Origin of the sequence: Mariprofundus sp. EBB-1 (assembly GCF_003665155.1) — a bacterium.
Lineage (GTDB): Bacteria > Pseudomonadota > Zetaproteobacteria > Mariprofundales > Mariprofundaceae > Mariprofundus.
In genome coordinates, this window is sequence record NZ_RCFQ01000044.1 from 1 (window position 1) to 14,436 (window position 14,436).

The 14,436-nt window shown below is 47.2% G+C and carries 12 protein-coding genes; 4 read left to right on the plus strand and 8 right to left on the minus strand.

Going from position 1 to position 14,436, the window contains the following annotated elements; genetic code table 11:
• Positions 1-201: 201 nt before the first annotated feature.
• Complete coding sequence (locus D8Y20_RS12820) at positions 202-1,656, plus strand: M48 family metalloprotease (RefSeq protein WP_236075443.1); 1,455 nt, start codon at positions 202-204, stop codon at positions 1,654-1,656.
• 65 nt (positions 1,657-1,721) lie between these two features.
• Entirely contained in the window at positions 1,722-3,713 is a 1,992-nt protein-coding gene (locus D8Y20_RS12825) for a PAS domain-containing sensor histidine kinase (protein WP_236075444.1), read from the plus strand.
• 52 nt (positions 3,714-3,765) lie between these two features.
• Here D8Y20_RS12825 and D8Y20_RS12830 read toward each other — a convergent pair whose 3' ends face one another.
• Genes D8Y20_RS12830 through D8Y20_RS12840 form a run of 3 tightly spaced genes read right to left on the minus strand, consistent with a single transcriptional unit; the run spans position 3,766 to position 5,550 of the window.
• A complete protein-coding gene (locus D8Y20_RS12830) occupies positions 3,766-4,389 on the minus strand; it encodes an alpha/beta hydrolase (protein WP_121544113.1) in 624 nt (207 codons plus the stop codon).
• Entirely contained in the window at positions 4,386-4,730 is a 345-nt protein-coding gene (locus D8Y20_RS12835; RefSeq protein WP_121544114.1) for an ArsC family reductase, read from the minus strand. The genes D8Y20_RS12830 and D8Y20_RS12835 overlap by 4 nt, the downstream gene beginning before the upstream one ends.
• A 4-nt stretch (positions 4,731-4,734) precedes the next feature.
• Positions 4,735-5,550: a dihydrofolate reductase family protein gene (locus tag D8Y20_RS12840; RefSeq protein WP_121544115.1), complete on the minus strand. Its 816-nt coding sequence runs from the start codon at positions 5,548-5,550 to the stop codon at positions 4,735-4,737.
• Positions 5,551-5,713: 163 nt separating this feature from the next.
• Between D8Y20_RS12840 and D8Y20_RS12845 the strand changes: the two genes are divergently transcribed.
• Complete coding sequence (locus D8Y20_RS12845) at positions 5,714-6,277, plus strand: glycine zipper domain-containing protein (protein ID WP_161957646.1); 564 nt, start codon at positions 5,714-5,716, stop codon at positions 6,275-6,277.
• Positions 6,278-6,380: 103 nt separating this feature from the next.
• Here the strand turns inward: D8Y20_RS12845 and D8Y20_RS12850 are convergent, their stop codons facing one another.
• The 5 genes from D8Y20_RS12850 to gatC form a co-directional block, all read right to left on the minus strand.
• The gene (locus D8Y20_RS12850; RefSeq protein WP_121544117.1) at positions 6,381-7,586 is read right to left on the minus strand and encodes a pyridoxal phosphate-dependent aminotransferase; all 1,206 of its coding nucleotides are present in this window, start codon (positions 7,584-7,586) and stop codon (positions 6,381-6,383) included.
• 102 nt (positions 7,587-7,688) lie between these two features.
• Positions 7,689-10,304 (minus strand): hypothetical protein, encoded by a 2,616-nt coding sequence (locus tag D8Y20_RS12855; protein WP_121544118.1) that lies wholly within the window; start codon positions 10,302-10,304, stop codon positions 7,689-7,691.
• Positions 10,305-10,311: 7 nt separating this feature from the next.
• Entirely contained in the window at positions 10,312-11,745 is a 1,434-nt protein-coding gene (gene gatB / locus D8Y20_RS12860) for an Asp-tRNA(Asn)/Glu-tRNA(Gln) amidotransferase subunit GatB (RefSeq protein ID WP_121544119.1), read from the minus strand.
• Entirely contained in the window at positions 11,742-13,220 is a 1,479-nt protein-coding gene (gene gatA / locus D8Y20_RS12865; protein WP_121544120.1) for an Asp-tRNA(Asn)/Glu-tRNA(Gln) amidotransferase subunit GatA, read from the minus strand. The genes gatB and gatA overlap by 4 nt, the downstream gene beginning before the upstream one ends.
• On the minus strand, positions 13,220-13,498 hold the full coding sequence (gene gatC, locus D8Y20_RS12870; RefSeq protein WP_121544121.1) for an Asp-tRNA(Asn)/Glu-tRNA(Gln) amidotransferase subunit GatC: 279 nt from the start codon (positions 13,496-13,498) through the stop codon (positions 13,220-13,222). The genes gatA and gatC overlap by 1 nt, the downstream gene beginning before the upstream one ends.
• A gap of 153 nt (positions 13,499-13,651) precedes the next feature.
• On the opposite strand from gatC, the gene D8Y20_RS12875 reads away from it, so the two are divergent.
• Positions 13,652-14,209 carry a shikimate kinase gene (locus tag D8Y20_RS12875; protein ID WP_236075445.1) on the plus strand — a complete coding sequence of 186 codons (558 nt, stop codon included), beginning with the start codon at positions 13,652-13,654 and terminating at the stop codon, positions 14,207-14,209.
• Positions 14,210-14,436 lie beyond the last annotated feature (227 nt).

The window sequence follows — 14,436 nt, forward strand, 5'->3', positions numbered from 1 at the left end:
ACTTTAGGAGCAAAGTGTTGAATGGGTTAGAAAGTTTTAAAACAGATAATATTTTTTTGTCTTTACTCTGCGTAACTCTGTGTCCTCTGCAGTGAAAAAATGCTGAATCATGATTGTAAACAGAGGATGTTTTAATGCGATTATTCTGGTAATGATAGGGTGTAAATTGATATTCGCGGGTGAACGCGTAATAATTGAAACATGATCTATTTACGCTTCTTTAGTGCTGCAATGCTGTTTTTACTCTCGGCTTGCGCTACCAATCCCGCCACCAACAACAACGATTTTGTCATGATGACTGAAAAACAGGAGCTGGATCTAGGGCAAAAAGCTGCGTCGGAAGTGAATAAGAGTCTGGTGTTGCTCGATGTAAAAGATCCTCTGGCGCGTTATGTGGATCGTGTTGGCCAGAAAATGGCTAAGGTTTCTGATCGACCAGAGCTTTTTTATCGCTTCTATGTGGTCGATGACGATACGATTAATGCATTCGCGTTGCCGGGTGGTTATATTTATATTCATCGCGGTTTGATCAATCATATGAATAGTGAAGCAGAACTGGCTGCTGTGCTCGGGCATGAGATCGGCCATGTCACCGCTCGCCATTCTGTAAAACAATATTCCAAAGCACAGGCGTATCAGATGGGAACGATGATTGCCTCGGTCTTTGTACCTATTCCTCAAGCTGCAGGTATGCTGTCTGACCTGCTGGCCACGGCAGTGATTAAAGGTTACGGGCGAGATGCTGAGCTGCAGTCGGATGAATTGTCGGTGACCTACCTTGCCCGGGCAGGTTATGATCCCAAAGCTACAGTGGGTATTCTTAAAACACTGAAACGTCTGCATGATCTTGATACGAAAGAGAAAATAGATGCCGGTGATAAAGTGCAGGAATATCACGGTGCTTTTGCCAGTCATCCGAAAACAGAACAGCGCATCATTGAGGCGGTCACGCGAGCGAAATCCACGCATGCATCGTTTTCTATGGATAATCGTAATGTTATGCTGGCTGCGGTGGATGGATATCCCTATGGTGATAGTCCTGAACAGGGGGCCGTGGTTGGCCGGCGATTCCTGCATCCCGACCTTGGTATTCAGCTTGCGTTTCCTGAGCCGTGGGTGATCACCAATACGCCGTCGTCGTTGAATGCGCGTTTGCGCCAACAGAAGGTGTTCTTTCAATTGCAGCTCAAAGAGTTGCAGAAACGGCAGACGCCGACTGAATTCTTGCACAGTGCTTTTCCAAGGCGACACACCAGCATTGTGCAAACAGGCCAACAGGCAGGTATGTCCTTTGTGCATGCTGAAATTATGATGTCTGCGCCGCATGTAAGTGAGGCTAAGATTGATGCCCGAATCTTCATGCGGCAGCAGCAGGCATTTGTGATGTTGATGTGGAGTCCTCGTAGTGAGTACGTTAACCATTTGTCGGACTTTTCCAGTATCGCACGGAGTTTCTCATCTTATACAGGAGAGCGTGAAGGGGATATCCCACGCATCACACTGCATATATGGAAACGTGGCGATAGCTGGGCTAAATTAGCACGCATGCACAATCAAATACTTGGTCGTTTTACAGCAGAAAAACTGGCGGCACTTAACGGAATGGGTGTTGCAGAGTTTCCTCGCGCAGGAGCGCTTGTTAAAACAGTGCATTAAACTGTTTTTCATGCCTGTTTCAGTTTCTTGCTGGATGAACGATCAACGCATATCATGCCTAACTATTGAGAGGGACAGATGGTGTGATAAAAGGTAGTCAAACAGCAGATGACCAGAATCGAGCAGGCCAATTCCCACTTCTTGATCATATTGAAAGTGGTATTCTGGCTATCGATCGCGATGCGACCATTGTTCTTTGGAATAAAAATATGGAGCAATGGTGTGATCTGTCCAGAGAGCAAGTGCTTGGACAGAACTTGTATGAGCTATTTCCAAATACGCATGCAGATGCCTTTAAAATATGCATAGAGCAAGTCCTGACCGGAGGCGCTCCGGTTATTTTCTCTCCGCAACAGCATCATCATGTGATTCCTTGTCCTCTGGCCAATGGTGAATTCAGAATGCAACAGGTTACTGTGACCTGGTTACAAGATTATCAGGTCGCCCTGTTCAGCATTCAAGATCAGACAGAACAAATACGATTGATTGAACAATATAAGCAATCGGCCCTGTCACTCAAGAATGAGCTTGATCAACGGCAAAAACTGGAAAAGAAAAATATGCAGCTGGCTGCTGCTATTGATCAGGCTGGAGAGGCCGTGATTATCACTGATATTTATGGTCAGATTGAATATGCCAACCACAGTTTTGTAGAACAAACTGGGTGGAATAGTGATGAAATAAATACTGTTGGCTATTTTGATACACTGATTGAAAAGAGTGAAGATCATCTTAACCAGCAATTGAAGCTAAGTATTAAAGCAGAAGAAGCATGGGTCGGCAGGCAGAACATTGTTCGGCGGGATGGTAGCAGTTTTACTGCTTCGATCAGTATAGCCCCAATTATCGATGGTGATGGGGCATTAACACACCATATCATTATTCAAGAAGATATTAGTCAGTATATCTCTCTGGAAGAAAAAATGCGCGATACCCAAAAGCAGGAGGCCTTAATTACCCTTATTGGCGGCATTGCGCATGATTTCAATAATCTACTGGCTGGTTTGATTGGTCAGGTGTACCTGGCTTCGCGAGAAGTATCGAACCTGCCCAAAACAGCCGAGCGTATGAAAAAAATCCAGGCTTCTGCTCAGGATGCAGCAGAAATTGTCAAACAGCTGCTGACATTTGCGCGGCAGGGTGAGCATTTTGCCAAAGAGTTTTCGTTATCGTCATTCATGAATGAGTTTGTGAAGCTGGCTCGGCACAATGTGCCGGAAAATATCAAACTTATATCAAGCTTTGAGCGGGGAGCAGTTCATTTTCGCGGTGATGCAAATCAGCTGCAATTATCTTTACTCAATATTGTGCAAAATGCAGTCGATGCCTGTAAGGATGTTGAAGCCCCCCAGATAGAAATTACCCTGGCGCCGTTTAATAGTAGTGCGCATGGGGAACTGTTGAAGAAATATCCTGTGCTCAGGCATGGGAACTTTGCCCATGTATTGATTCGTGATAATGGTAAAGGCATACCTGAAAATATGATTGATCGTATTTTTGATCCGTTCTTTTCGACCAAACAACTGGGTAGTGGGTTGGGTTTGGCGATGGTATTGGGCTGTGTTCGACATCATCACGGTATTATTGATGTTGCAAGCAAGCCCGGGCATGGCAGTAGTTTTCATCTGTTTTTACCCACGCTTATGCCTCGGAAAGCAGCCTTAATGGATACGGATAAAACCTTTTCAGAGGGGATTAATATTTTACTGGTGGATGATGATGAACGCGTATTGGAATCCACCAAAGAGCTGCTCGAATGTATGGGCCATGAGGTTACCATCGCTTGCGATGGGCGTGCAGCTTGTCGCACCTTTGAAGAGCAGTCTGATCTGTGGGATATTCTAATTACCGATATTGTTATGCCAAATATGGATGGGGTGGCGGCATCCAAAAAAATGCGTTTGTTGAGGCCTGACCTACCAGTGATTTATGCAACCGGTTATGATCAGTCTTTGGTGACAGAAGAGACACGCAAGATGAACAATACTATTCTGATCAGTAAGCCTTTTAATCCGGATGATCTTGACCGGCTTATCAGTAGGCTGGTTAATAAGTAGGTCTGCTTCAATGGTGTGCTAAATCCATCATTAAGTTTTGTTGTTAAGCGTATTAGATGTTCACCTTGCTCATCAATGCTGAAATCATCTGATCCTTATGTTCTGGGAAAAAGTGTCCTGCGCCTTCTATACGGTGAAAATCAATGTTGGGCTGTCCTTTTATATTCAAACAGACTTGCTCAAAAGGCACGATTTCATCTGCCGTTCCAGAAATGACTGTAAAGGGGCGCTGCTCTCCAGCCATGAAAGCAAATGACCAGAGATTCACCGCCGGAGCAACGGCAAACAGACGCGATACTCTTTGATCTTTTCTGGCGGCCTGAAGTCCTGCATAACAGCCAAAGGAGAAACCTGCCATCCATAAGGGGGTGCTGGGGTGCTGCGCATAAAGCCAATCCAATGCTGCGGCGGCATCATCTGCTTCACCACGCCCTTCATCCCATTCGCCTTCGGATTGCTCTACACCGCGAAAGTTGAACCTCAATACTGAACAGCCTGCATCTTCAAAAGCTCTGGCGATCCAATAGACCACTTTATTGCGCATGGTACCGCCATATTGTGGGTGTGGATGGCATACAACAACGGCTGGTTTGTTGGCATCACCTTGTTGATAGAGGCCCTGCAATATCCCTGCAGGCCCTGCAAATTCAATCTGTTGATGGTGGTGTTGTTTCATGCAAACAGCGCTTGATAGCGCATGTCGGAGAAGCCTGCTTCGATGTGGTTGCCATCAATCAAAACGGGACGTTTGATCATGGACGTGTGTTCACACATCAAGGCGATGGCTTTATCCCGATCAATATCATGTTTGAGTGCATCAGGCAGTTTGCGCCAGGTTGTGCCGCGTTTATTGAGGAGCGCTTCCCAACCAAGTTGATCGACCCATTGCTCCAGTACCTCAGGGGTGATGCCATCTTTCTTATAATTATGGAATTGATATGCCACATCGTTTGCATCCAACCAACGGCGTGCTTTTTTTATGGTGTCGCAATTCGGAATGCCGTACATCGTTGTCATCTTTTTACCTCTTGAGTCTGTATTGAGCGAATAATTGCTGACTGGATATATCCGTGTCCAGATAGAGTGATAGCAGCTCAAGCTCGGTAGCACTCATGTTGCCGTTCAGGATGGTGTGAAATGCATCGCCTGCCAGCAGGTTCAAGCGTGTGGTTAAAAACAGATGATCGAGTACCTGCTCACTGATGAGTGTGTGATGTACTGCTGGGCCTGCGATCATATAAGCACTGCGGTAACCGAATTCAATGAGCTGTTGTTTGAGCTGTTTACCTTCAACCTGTTGATGTCCGGCGATCAGAACCGTCAGGCCTGATGCTTTAAGTTGATTAACCTTTTTATCGTCTGCTTGCTCACTGGTGCAAACGATAACGCGCCGATCATGTAATTGCGCCAATGCCCGGGCAGGGAGCTCCAGCGAGTTGGAGATGATCACGACATCTGGCTGTGGGTTTAGCCCTTGTTGCGCACGCCATTCAGTCAGATCGGTATATTCAGGCGCTGTTCCCACCGGTAGTAAATCTTGTGCTTTACCTATAGCTAATTGCCTAAAATAGCGAGCCGAGGTGATCATGACATCGGCTTGCGCTGCCAGCTCTTGATATAGTCGCCAGTCCCGTTTATTGGCAATGCTGTCGGGCACCATGTACTCACCAGATTCGGCATCACGTAAAGCAATACGCCCATCGACGCTGCTAATGTAATTGGCATACATAAATAGCTCTGATGGGGCTGCTATTTGATGTAAATTCAGTTTCAAATAGATGCCTTTAAGTGAACATTGCAGCTGAGTTCGTGGATGCAGTTGTAAAATATCCGTCATGGATGGAAATGATATACACTCACAAGAGAAATGTTAGCGGTGAGGCATGCCGTCTATGTCAGCGCGATATTTCCCCTGTCAGGTTGATAATGTCCACATGTCTTAATCATGCTGATGTTTGCAGACTGATCATGTTTCGATGTTCAAAGACAAGGAGATGATCATGAAGAAAATATTATTTGGTTGTTCGATAATGTTATGTGCAGCGCTGCCGTTCACGGCTGCTGCCGGGCCGCAAGAGCGAGGCATGTTGACCGGGGCGGCAGTTGGTGCAACAGCAGGCGCTTTGATTGGGTCACAGACCGATGAAACAGCAGAAGGAGCCATGATGGGCGCTATGTTCGGGGCGTTTGCAGGTGCTCTGTTATCCAATGTGCATACCGCGCCAAGCCATGTGCACAGGCCACAACGCGTTGTTTACCCTGCATATCAATATCACCAGCGTGATCATTATAGAAATTCGTACAGGAATCATCGTTACCAAGCGAAACATAGAAGAGATCACAAACATAGATATGAACAAACACGCCGTAGTCATACGTATCAATATGCCCGCTACAGCACAAACCGGAATCCGCACTACCATGGTAAATTTGATCACCATCATAGCCGGATGATGAGGCCTTCAAGAGAGCATCGGCATGCAGAGGTGTATGCGAATGAACGATTGAACAGGAGTGCGAACCGTTCAAGTGACCGAATCCAGCATTACGCGAGAGCAGATTAAGATCGATTTGAAGAGAGGATTGAAACGCGATAGAGGATAGATGGAATAATCTCTGGATCGGGTTATTGAAAATGATAACCCGATTTAGAGATTGTCGCGTAATTTACCCGTTTAAACTGTTGGCGGCTTCAGAGATGCGATTGACCGCATCTTCCAGGGTATCCTGGCTAACGGCATAGGAGAAACGGACATGACCGGCAGAACCAAAGGCCGTGCCGGGCACCAGTGCAACACCTGCTTCTTCGAGTAGCCATTCACAAATGACCACATCGTCTGTCAGTGTGATGCCGGATGGTGTGGTTTTTCCAATCCAGGCTTCTACGGATGGGAATACATAAAAGGCACCATCCGGTGTGATGGCATGCATGCCCGGAATAGCATTGATTGCTGCTACCAACCATGTGCGGCGGGTTTCGTAGGTGGCAACCATCTTGTCCAATTCATCGGTTGGCCCCTCAAGAGCTGCCAGAGCTGCCTTCTGTGCTATAGAATTCGGGTTGGATGTACTTTGCCCCTGAATTTTGGACATGGCTTTAATGACTAAGCTTGGCCCGGCACAAAAACCAATGCGCCAGCCAGTCATGCAATAGGCTTTGGATACACCGCTTAGGGTTACAGTCTGGTCTTTCAAGTCAGGGTTGACCTGTGCAAAGGTGGCAAAGGCTTTTCCATCAAAGAGAATTTTTTCATACATATCATCGGTAGCAACAATCAGTTCCGGATGTTTACGCACCACATTGCCAATGGCCTTCAATTCTTCTGCAGAATACGCCATGCCGGTAGGGTTTGAGGGGGAGTTAAGGAACAGGATTTTGCAACGATGGCACAATACTTCATCCAGTTGTGCTGCCGTGATTTTAAAACCGTTCGCCGCAGTGGTCTGTACTATGATAGGTGTGCCTTCCGCTAACTTAACCATATCCGGATAAGAGACCCAGTAAGGGGCAGGGATAATTGCGCGCTCACCCGGGTTCATAACAGCCATCAGCAGGTTATAAATACACTGTTTGCCGCCTGAGGATACCAGAATGTCGTCAGCGCTATATTCAAGATCATTGTCACGCTTGAACTTCGCGGCGACTGCTTTCCGTAGTTCAGGGATGCCGGCAACTGCCGTGTAGCGGGTGAAACCTGTTTTGATAGCCTCAATACCTGCCTCACGGGCTGCTTGTGGTGTTTCAAAATCCGGCTCTCCGACAGAGAGTGAAATCACACTTTTTCCCGCAGCGCGCATTTCGGCTGCTTTGGCAGTGATGGCCAGTGTGGCCGAGGGTTTAATTTGTTGGACGCGAATAGATAGTCTTTTCATGACTTTATTCTGCCATAGCGAAAAGAATGCTCAAGTGGAATGTGAAAAGAATGTTATTTATGCATATGTGTTGGCTGTCAGCATGCGTTTGATCGGCCGGCGTTATTCTTGTCTCCACAAAATTTGTGGTAGCGGACTATCCAGAAGCCAGTGACTTTGATCCGTATTGTTTTGTATGGTCCCGGTCAAATCTGAATCTGAGTTCATGCTGGCTTTGCCTTGGAATGTATGTCCATGACTAAGCAAGGAGATGCCGGATATATCTGCTCTGTTTTCAAACACACGAAAGCGAAATTCCAGTTTTTTGTATGCATAAGCGTGTGTTAAAGAAGGGGACTTAAAGCCCAAACGTTCAGACAGAGATTCTGCTTTTTTGTGTTGTTTCCAATTGCCACTATAGATCAAGATATCACCATTGCTATGTCGCCATGTATGCTGCCAGTTACGCTCTGGAATGGTGCTTGTGATAAGCCCCTTTAAAATAATATTGGCCTGCAGGGAACCGCTCATATCCGCTTGCATCCACTCACTTAAGCCCTGAACCTGATCAAGTTGAATGTTCTGGCCCAGAATATCTCCCTGAATATGTAAGCCATCAGGAGTAGGTAAGAACACAACCTGCTTGCTTGTGAGTGTGCCGGCAGCAAATGCACTCTGAAGCTTCTTTAGGGTCAGCGTGCCTTGAGATAAGCTGTAGGTGCTGCGTATCTTATGCCATTGATTATGTAATAGTGCTAATTCAGCCTGTTTTATCTCTCCGCGCAGGGATATTTGTAGTAGCGGAGAAGAGAGGGGGGGCAGACTACTCCAATCCAGTGTGCCGCTGATGATATCAATATCGCCGCGTTGGCTGGTTTGGTTGAAGGAGCCCTGCAAGCTTGCTTTGCCAAATATGCCATCAACAAGCAGATGCTCGGAGCTGAAGGTGCCCTTGTCGATCTGTACTTCACCATCGCTATGCCAATCCTGGGTGCCGATATGTTGAAGTTGAAAGCTACCACGCAAATTGGCAGTCCAGTGCTGCGACGCTTTCCAATGGCTGCTTCCACTGCCTGTAAGCTGGCCGGTAATATCCTGCATGCTGGCTGGAACGGCGATGGATTGTTTTTTTAGTGAGTCAAAATCCAATTTTAATGTCTCAATGCTCAGAGCATGTTGTTCTTTTTTTTGTGACCAGTTTAACCCCGTAATATTCGATGCATCCAGCTGGCAACGGTTCATATTGATAGCAGAGGGTGTGTGATCAGTTATTGTGATATCAACCTGACAACGTGCAACTACATTGACTGCTTTATTTCCCCATGGTTGATAGTTGATATGTGCTGGTGTCGCATCGATGTTTAGCTCTAGCGTTTTCTTTTTTTCATGCTGATGAAGGTGTACAGAACCTTGAATGCTGCCACTTGCTTGCAATACCGGTTTCAGCCATAAAGAAGATAGCAACAAATTACTTAACGGTTGCCATAGCGCGCTGTCACTATCATGGGTTTCAAGTTCCAGGTTTTTATCACCGTTTTCTTTTTGATCACTTAACACATTGATGGTGCCGGTTACGTTGGATGAGGAAATATGCGATTTCGCATTCCATGTCGTTGTGCTACCGGAAAGCTCATACACATCCAGGTGTAATGGCGGTAACGCAATGGTTTGGTTATCAGACTGAAAGCTGGCGTCATTGAGCTCCAGAGCGGCCTGCCCTTGCCATGTTTTTTCATTCCATTTTAGCGATGCCATCAACTGGGTTGTGCCTGAAATGTTACGGTGGAAGGTGACGCCCTTAGGGATAAATGGATGCCAGCGCATCAGTTCAATATTTTTAGCATCCAGGGTGGTGCTGCAGTTGTTGTGTTCACAGGAGCCGACAATCGCAATGACTGCCTGCCCATCCAGATGAATGAAGCTATCCTTCCACTCCAGTTTACCATCACTCAGATGACTCAGTTTACCACGCAGTTTGACGGCCAGCTTATTCGGCTCGTTTTCGAGCATCATTTCACCGAATAGGGCCCATGTCTGATGTTGACTGATATCCATGGTGACCGAACCGGATAGATTGTTTCCTTCGCCTTCTATCCAGTGCATCAAAGAGGCTGGGGCAAAGGCACTCAGTTTTGCTACGGGTAAATTGGCCAGCTTTATTTTGCCAAAGCCACTCTCAATGTAACCCTGATGAAACAGGAGGCGACCATGTCCACTGACAGCCTGTTTTTCTTTCTGGGCATTGAACTCCCACAGTGTTTCATGCTCTGTGCCGAGGCCTCTGAGTTCTAATTGTAGATTGCTGAGCAGAGGGGTTCCATCAGGAGCCTCAACAGTGCTTCGAATAAGATGAATACGTTCAACAGGTAGCCTTGAGATGAATGTTGCACTTAAATCTACAGCATTGGATTTAAGTTTGAAGAGAGCATCGTGCATATCAAGTGTATCGACTTTTATTTGTCCCATTAGCAGGGGCAGTAGTCGAAGGCTTATGTTGATATGTTTGGCTTGAAGCTGAAAGTCCGGGTGATCAAGTTTTACCTGATCCAGCCGTAATCCTATGCCATGCATAAATGTCACTGCGGTTTTTTCACTCTGCATGCTTGCATTGCCATAATGGCTCATATGCTCACTTAAGCGGGCATTGAGTGCGTCTGCATCCAGACGCACCCACAATAGAACGATCAGCGCCAATACAACTGCGCAGACTCCAATAGCCGTGCGCAGTTTAGCTGTCATGAAGGTATCAACCTTTGAGCAGTTCTGCTAAACGCTGATTGACCATGCCCGGATTGGCTTTGCCGCGTGATGCTTTCATGACCTGACCAACAAAGAAGCCCATCAGTTTGTCTTTTCCGCCACGGTAACCTGCTACCTGATCCGGGTTGGCAGCCATCACTTCAAGAATGATTGTATCAATAGCGCCGGTATCACTAACCTGCTTCAGTCCTTTGGCCTCAATAATGGTGTCGGCATCATCATCTGATTCCATCATATCATCGAGGATATCTTTGGCACTTTTACCATTAATTGTGTTGTCTCCAACACGGTCTAGCAGGCCAGCCAAACGTTTGGCTGAAACGGGAGAATCAGCCAGATCTTTGCCAGCTTCCTTCAGGCGGCCAAGCAGTTCATTGGCCAGCCAGTTGGCACAGCGTTTCGGATCACTCGGATGCGCTGCGACCAGAGATTCATACCACACGGATATTTCACGTGTCTGGCTTAATACATCGGCATCATAGGAGGAGAGGCCGTATTCGGCTTCAAAGCGTTTACGCAGCTCGCCGGGTAGTTCTGGCATGCCTGCTTTGATAGCATCAACTTCCTGTTGTGAAACACGCAGCGGTGGTAGGTCTGGCTCTGGGAAGTAGCGGTAATCATGGGCTTCTTCTTTGCTGCGCATGGAACGGGACTCAGATTTTACAGAGTCCCAGAGACGGGATTCCTGTATCACTTCGCCACCATCTTCAATGATTTCAATTTGTCGAACGACTTCGAATTCAATGGCTTGTTTGATGAAGCGGAAGGAGTTCATGTTTTTCATCTCAGTGCGTGTACCAAAAGGTTCACCTTTACGGCGCACCGATACATTGGCATCACATCGGAACTGTCCTTTTTCCATATCACCACCAGACACACCAAGAAAACGAATCAGTTGATGCAGCTGTTTGAGATAGGCGATCGCTTCATCAGCAGAGCGCATGTCCGGTTCGGAAACGATTTCCATTAATGGTACACCAGATCGGTTCAGATCGATATGTGAGACGGCATCAAGCCCCTCATGCATTGATTTTCCGGCATCTTCTTCCATGTGAATGCGTGTCACACCAAGACGTTTCTCACCACCATCTTTGGTAGGGATGTCGATATAACCACCTTCCACAATAGGCACGGTGAACTGAGTGATTTGATAACCCTTGGGTAGATCCGGGTAGAAATAGTTTTTACGATCAAATTTGGATTCCAGATTGATGTGGGCGTTGATCGCCAGGCCTGTCAGGATTGATTTATCAACAGCAACAGTATTGAGCACTGGTAGCTGGCCGGGCATGCCAAGACAAACAGGACAAGTCTGCGTATTAGGCTCAGCGCCAAAAACGGTGGAACAACCACAGAAGGCTTTGGTGTCAGTATTAACCTGGCAGTGAACTTCGAGTCCGATAACGGTTTCCCAACTCATGATTCACCTCCATTGATATTAAACTCAGCAGGATGTTGGTTACTCCAGTCTGTTGCCCCTTCATAAGCGGCAGCAGCAGCAAGCACAGTGTCTTCACGCCATGCGGGGCCGATCCACTGCAGACCAACAGGTAAATTGCTGGCGAAACCACATGGTTGCGACAGGCCGGGAAGCCCTGCCAGGTTGACTGCAATAGTGAAGATATCTGAGAGGTACATGGTTAATGGATCATCTGTTTTTTCACCGAGTTTGAAGGCTGGAATAGGGGATGTCGGGGTGGCAATCACATCAACCTGCTCAAAGGCCTGAATGAAATCCTGTTGAATGAGGGTGCGCACTTTTTGGGCTTTGAGATAATAGGCATCATAATAACCGGACGAGAGTGTAAATGCACCGGTCAAGATGCGGCGTTTTACTTCGGAACCAAAACCTTCATCGCGGGAACGTGTGTACATATCCAGTAAATCTTCCGGGTTATCACAGCGATGGCCGAAACGCACACTGTCATAGCGGGATAGATTGGCAGAAGCTTCAGATGGTGCAATAACATAATAGGCGGCTATAGCATGTTCGGTGTTTGGTAGGCTGATATCGATGATTTCAGCACCGAGTTCTTCACACTTTTGCAATGCGGCTTCGACAGATTGACGCACTGCTGCATCCATACCATCAACAAAATACTCTTTTGGTTTACCAATTTTCAGGCCTTTCATGTCCTGTGTTTCACATGCTGCGAGCCAGTCAATGGCCGGAGCATCGGATACGGATGTAGCATCGCCAGCATCATGGCCGGAGATGGCGGCGGTGATCATGGCGCAGTCTTTAACATTGCCTGCCATTGGGCCAGCCTGATCAAGCGAAGAAGCAAAGGCGATAATGCCACGACGAGATACACGACCATAGGTTGGTTTAAGGCCGGTAATGCCTGTGAGAGCGGCGGGCTGACGAATGGATCCGCCAGTATCGGTGCCAAGGGCTGCAGGTGTGAGAGCTGCTGCAACGGAAGCGGCAGAGCCACCAGATGAACCACCGGGGATACGATCGGTGTCCCAAGGGTTGCGGCATGGACCAAAAGCAGATGTTTCATTGGATGAACCCATAGCAAATTCATCCATGTTGGTTTTACCCACCAGTACAGCACCGGCTTCTTTCAGCTTGGTGATGACATGGGCGTCATAGGGGGCTTCAAAGCCTTCAAGTATATTTGAGCAGCAGCGCGTAGGCCCATCCTGGGTGCAGAAAATATCTTTTACTGCAATCGGCAAGCCTTCCAGCGCACGTGCGCCATGTTCTTTGCGATAGGCATCGGAAGCGGCTGCTTGAGCAAGGACATGATCTGCATCAAGATGTACAAATGCGTTGAGTGTACTATTGAAGGCTGCGATGCGATCAAGATAAAGCTGCGCAATTTCAACCGCTGTGGTTTCTCCGTTGTTTAAACGGCTTTGAATATCAGATAAAGAAGAGAATGGCATTATTCGATCACCTTCGGCACAACATAGAGGCCAGATTCAATTTTAGGGGATGACGCTTGTAGTTCATCACGACGGTTGCCGTTGGTTACGATGTTAGCGCGTAACGGCATAGCGGCATCATGGGGGTGGGCCGTTGGTTCAATACCATCGGTATCCACCTTGCTCAGTTGTTCAACATAACCAATAATATTGGCCAGTTGGGGGCCGAGTTCAGCCGCCTCATCATCAGTCAGGCGAATGCGGGAAAGCATGGCCACTTTTTTTACATCAATATCCATAGGGTTGCCTCATCATAAAATCGGAGCGAAGCATAGCCAGAAAAGGGCAGCGACTCCACCCGTATGATATGGGCCGGCACGATATGGCATGGATGAATAAATCCGCATGCAGTCCCCTCTTGAATCTGTATGATGGCCGCGTGGGGGATAGCTATGCATGATTTAACAGAGCAGAAAGCTCAAATTAATCCCGTATTGGTTGGCCTGATGGGGTCAGGGAAAAGCAGTATTGGCCGCCGTTTGGCCAAACACCTCAAGTTGGAATTGATAGACTTGGATCATTATATCGTTGAAAAAGATGGGCGTTCCATTCCGGAAATCTTTGCGCAAGAGGGTGAACCTTTCTTCAGGCAGTTAGAAACAGCCTGTCTGCGTGAAGTACTGGGTAAGTCTGCGGTGATAGCTACCGGTGGTGGTGTGGTAATGTCGGAAGAGAACCGCCAGCTGTTAAAATTGCATCCACCAGTCATCTGGTTGAAAGCCAGCCCCCGCTTTTTAGCCAGACGCATTCATGGTGATAGCAATCGCCCCTTGCTTGCTGGTGAACAAACAATGGCAGATACATTGAGCAAGTTACAAGCGCTGGCTGATCAGCGTTATCCCTTATATGAAGCGTGTGCTGACTTTACCCTGCCACGCGGGGATATGAAAAAGCCTGAGGCGTTAAACGCGATTATTGTTTTTCTCAGTCATTGGCATGGAGAGCATTGATTCGGTTGCTGCCCCAAGTTGGAGCGTTAGAAAGATTGTCTGACTGGCATAGTTGATCTTATTCGAAAAAGGGTGAACTGCTTCACTATGGGTGGTGTTGCATGGTTCCGATATTATAGGTGATGATGTATTCAGAGAGTGGTTGCAGGAAGAGAGTCCTTACTCCTTAATGCTGCTAATATCCTATCTAATTGTACGTACGGTTGTGTGGGAGAAGTGAGGGTTAG

Excerpts from the sequence above, each read along its gene's own strand:
- D8Y20_RS12845 (WP_161957646.1), top strand. The coding sequence starts at position 5,714 with ATGAAGAAAATATTATTTGGTTGTTCGATAATGTTATGTGCAGCGCTG.
- D8Y20_RS12830 (WP_121544113.1), bottom strand. The coding sequence starts at position 4,389 with ATGAAACAACACCACCATCAACAGATTGAATTTGCAGGGCCTGCAGGG.
- D8Y20_RS12875 (WP_236075445.1), top strand. The coding sequence starts at position 13,652 with ATGCATGATTTAACAGAGCAGAAAGCTCAAATTAATCCCGTATTGGTT.
- gatC (WP_121544121.1), bottom strand. The coding sequence starts at position 13,498 with ATGGATATTGATGTAAAAAAAGTGGCCATGCTTTCCCGCATTCGCCTG.
- D8Y20_RS12850 (WP_121544117.1), bottom strand. The coding sequence starts at position 7,586 with ATGAAAAGACTATCTATTCGCGTCCAACAAATTAAACCCTCGGCCACA.
- gatB (WP_121544119.1), bottom strand. The coding sequence starts at position 11,745 with ATGAGTTGGGAAACCGTTATCGGACTCGAAGTTCACTGCCAGGTTAAT.
- D8Y20_RS12840 (WP_121544115.1), bottom strand. The coding sequence starts at position 5,550 with ATGACGGATATTTTACAACTGCATCCACGAACTCAGCTGCAATGTTCA.
- D8Y20_RS12835 (WP_121544114.1), bottom strand. The coding sequence starts at position 4,730 with ATGACAACGATGTACGGCATTCCGAATTGCGACACCATAAAAAAAGCA.
- D8Y20_RS12820 (WP_236075443.1), top strand. The coding sequence starts at position 202 with ATGATCTATTTACGCTTCTTTAGTGCTGCAATGCTGTTTTTACTCTCG.
- D8Y20_RS12855 (WP_121544118.1), bottom strand. The coding sequence starts at position 10,304 with ATGACAGCTAAACTGCGCACGGCTATTGGAGTCTGCGCAGTTGTATTG.
- gatA (WP_121544120.1), bottom strand. The coding sequence starts at position 13,220 with ATGCCATTCTCTTCTTTATCTGATATTCAAAGCCGTTTAAACAACGGA.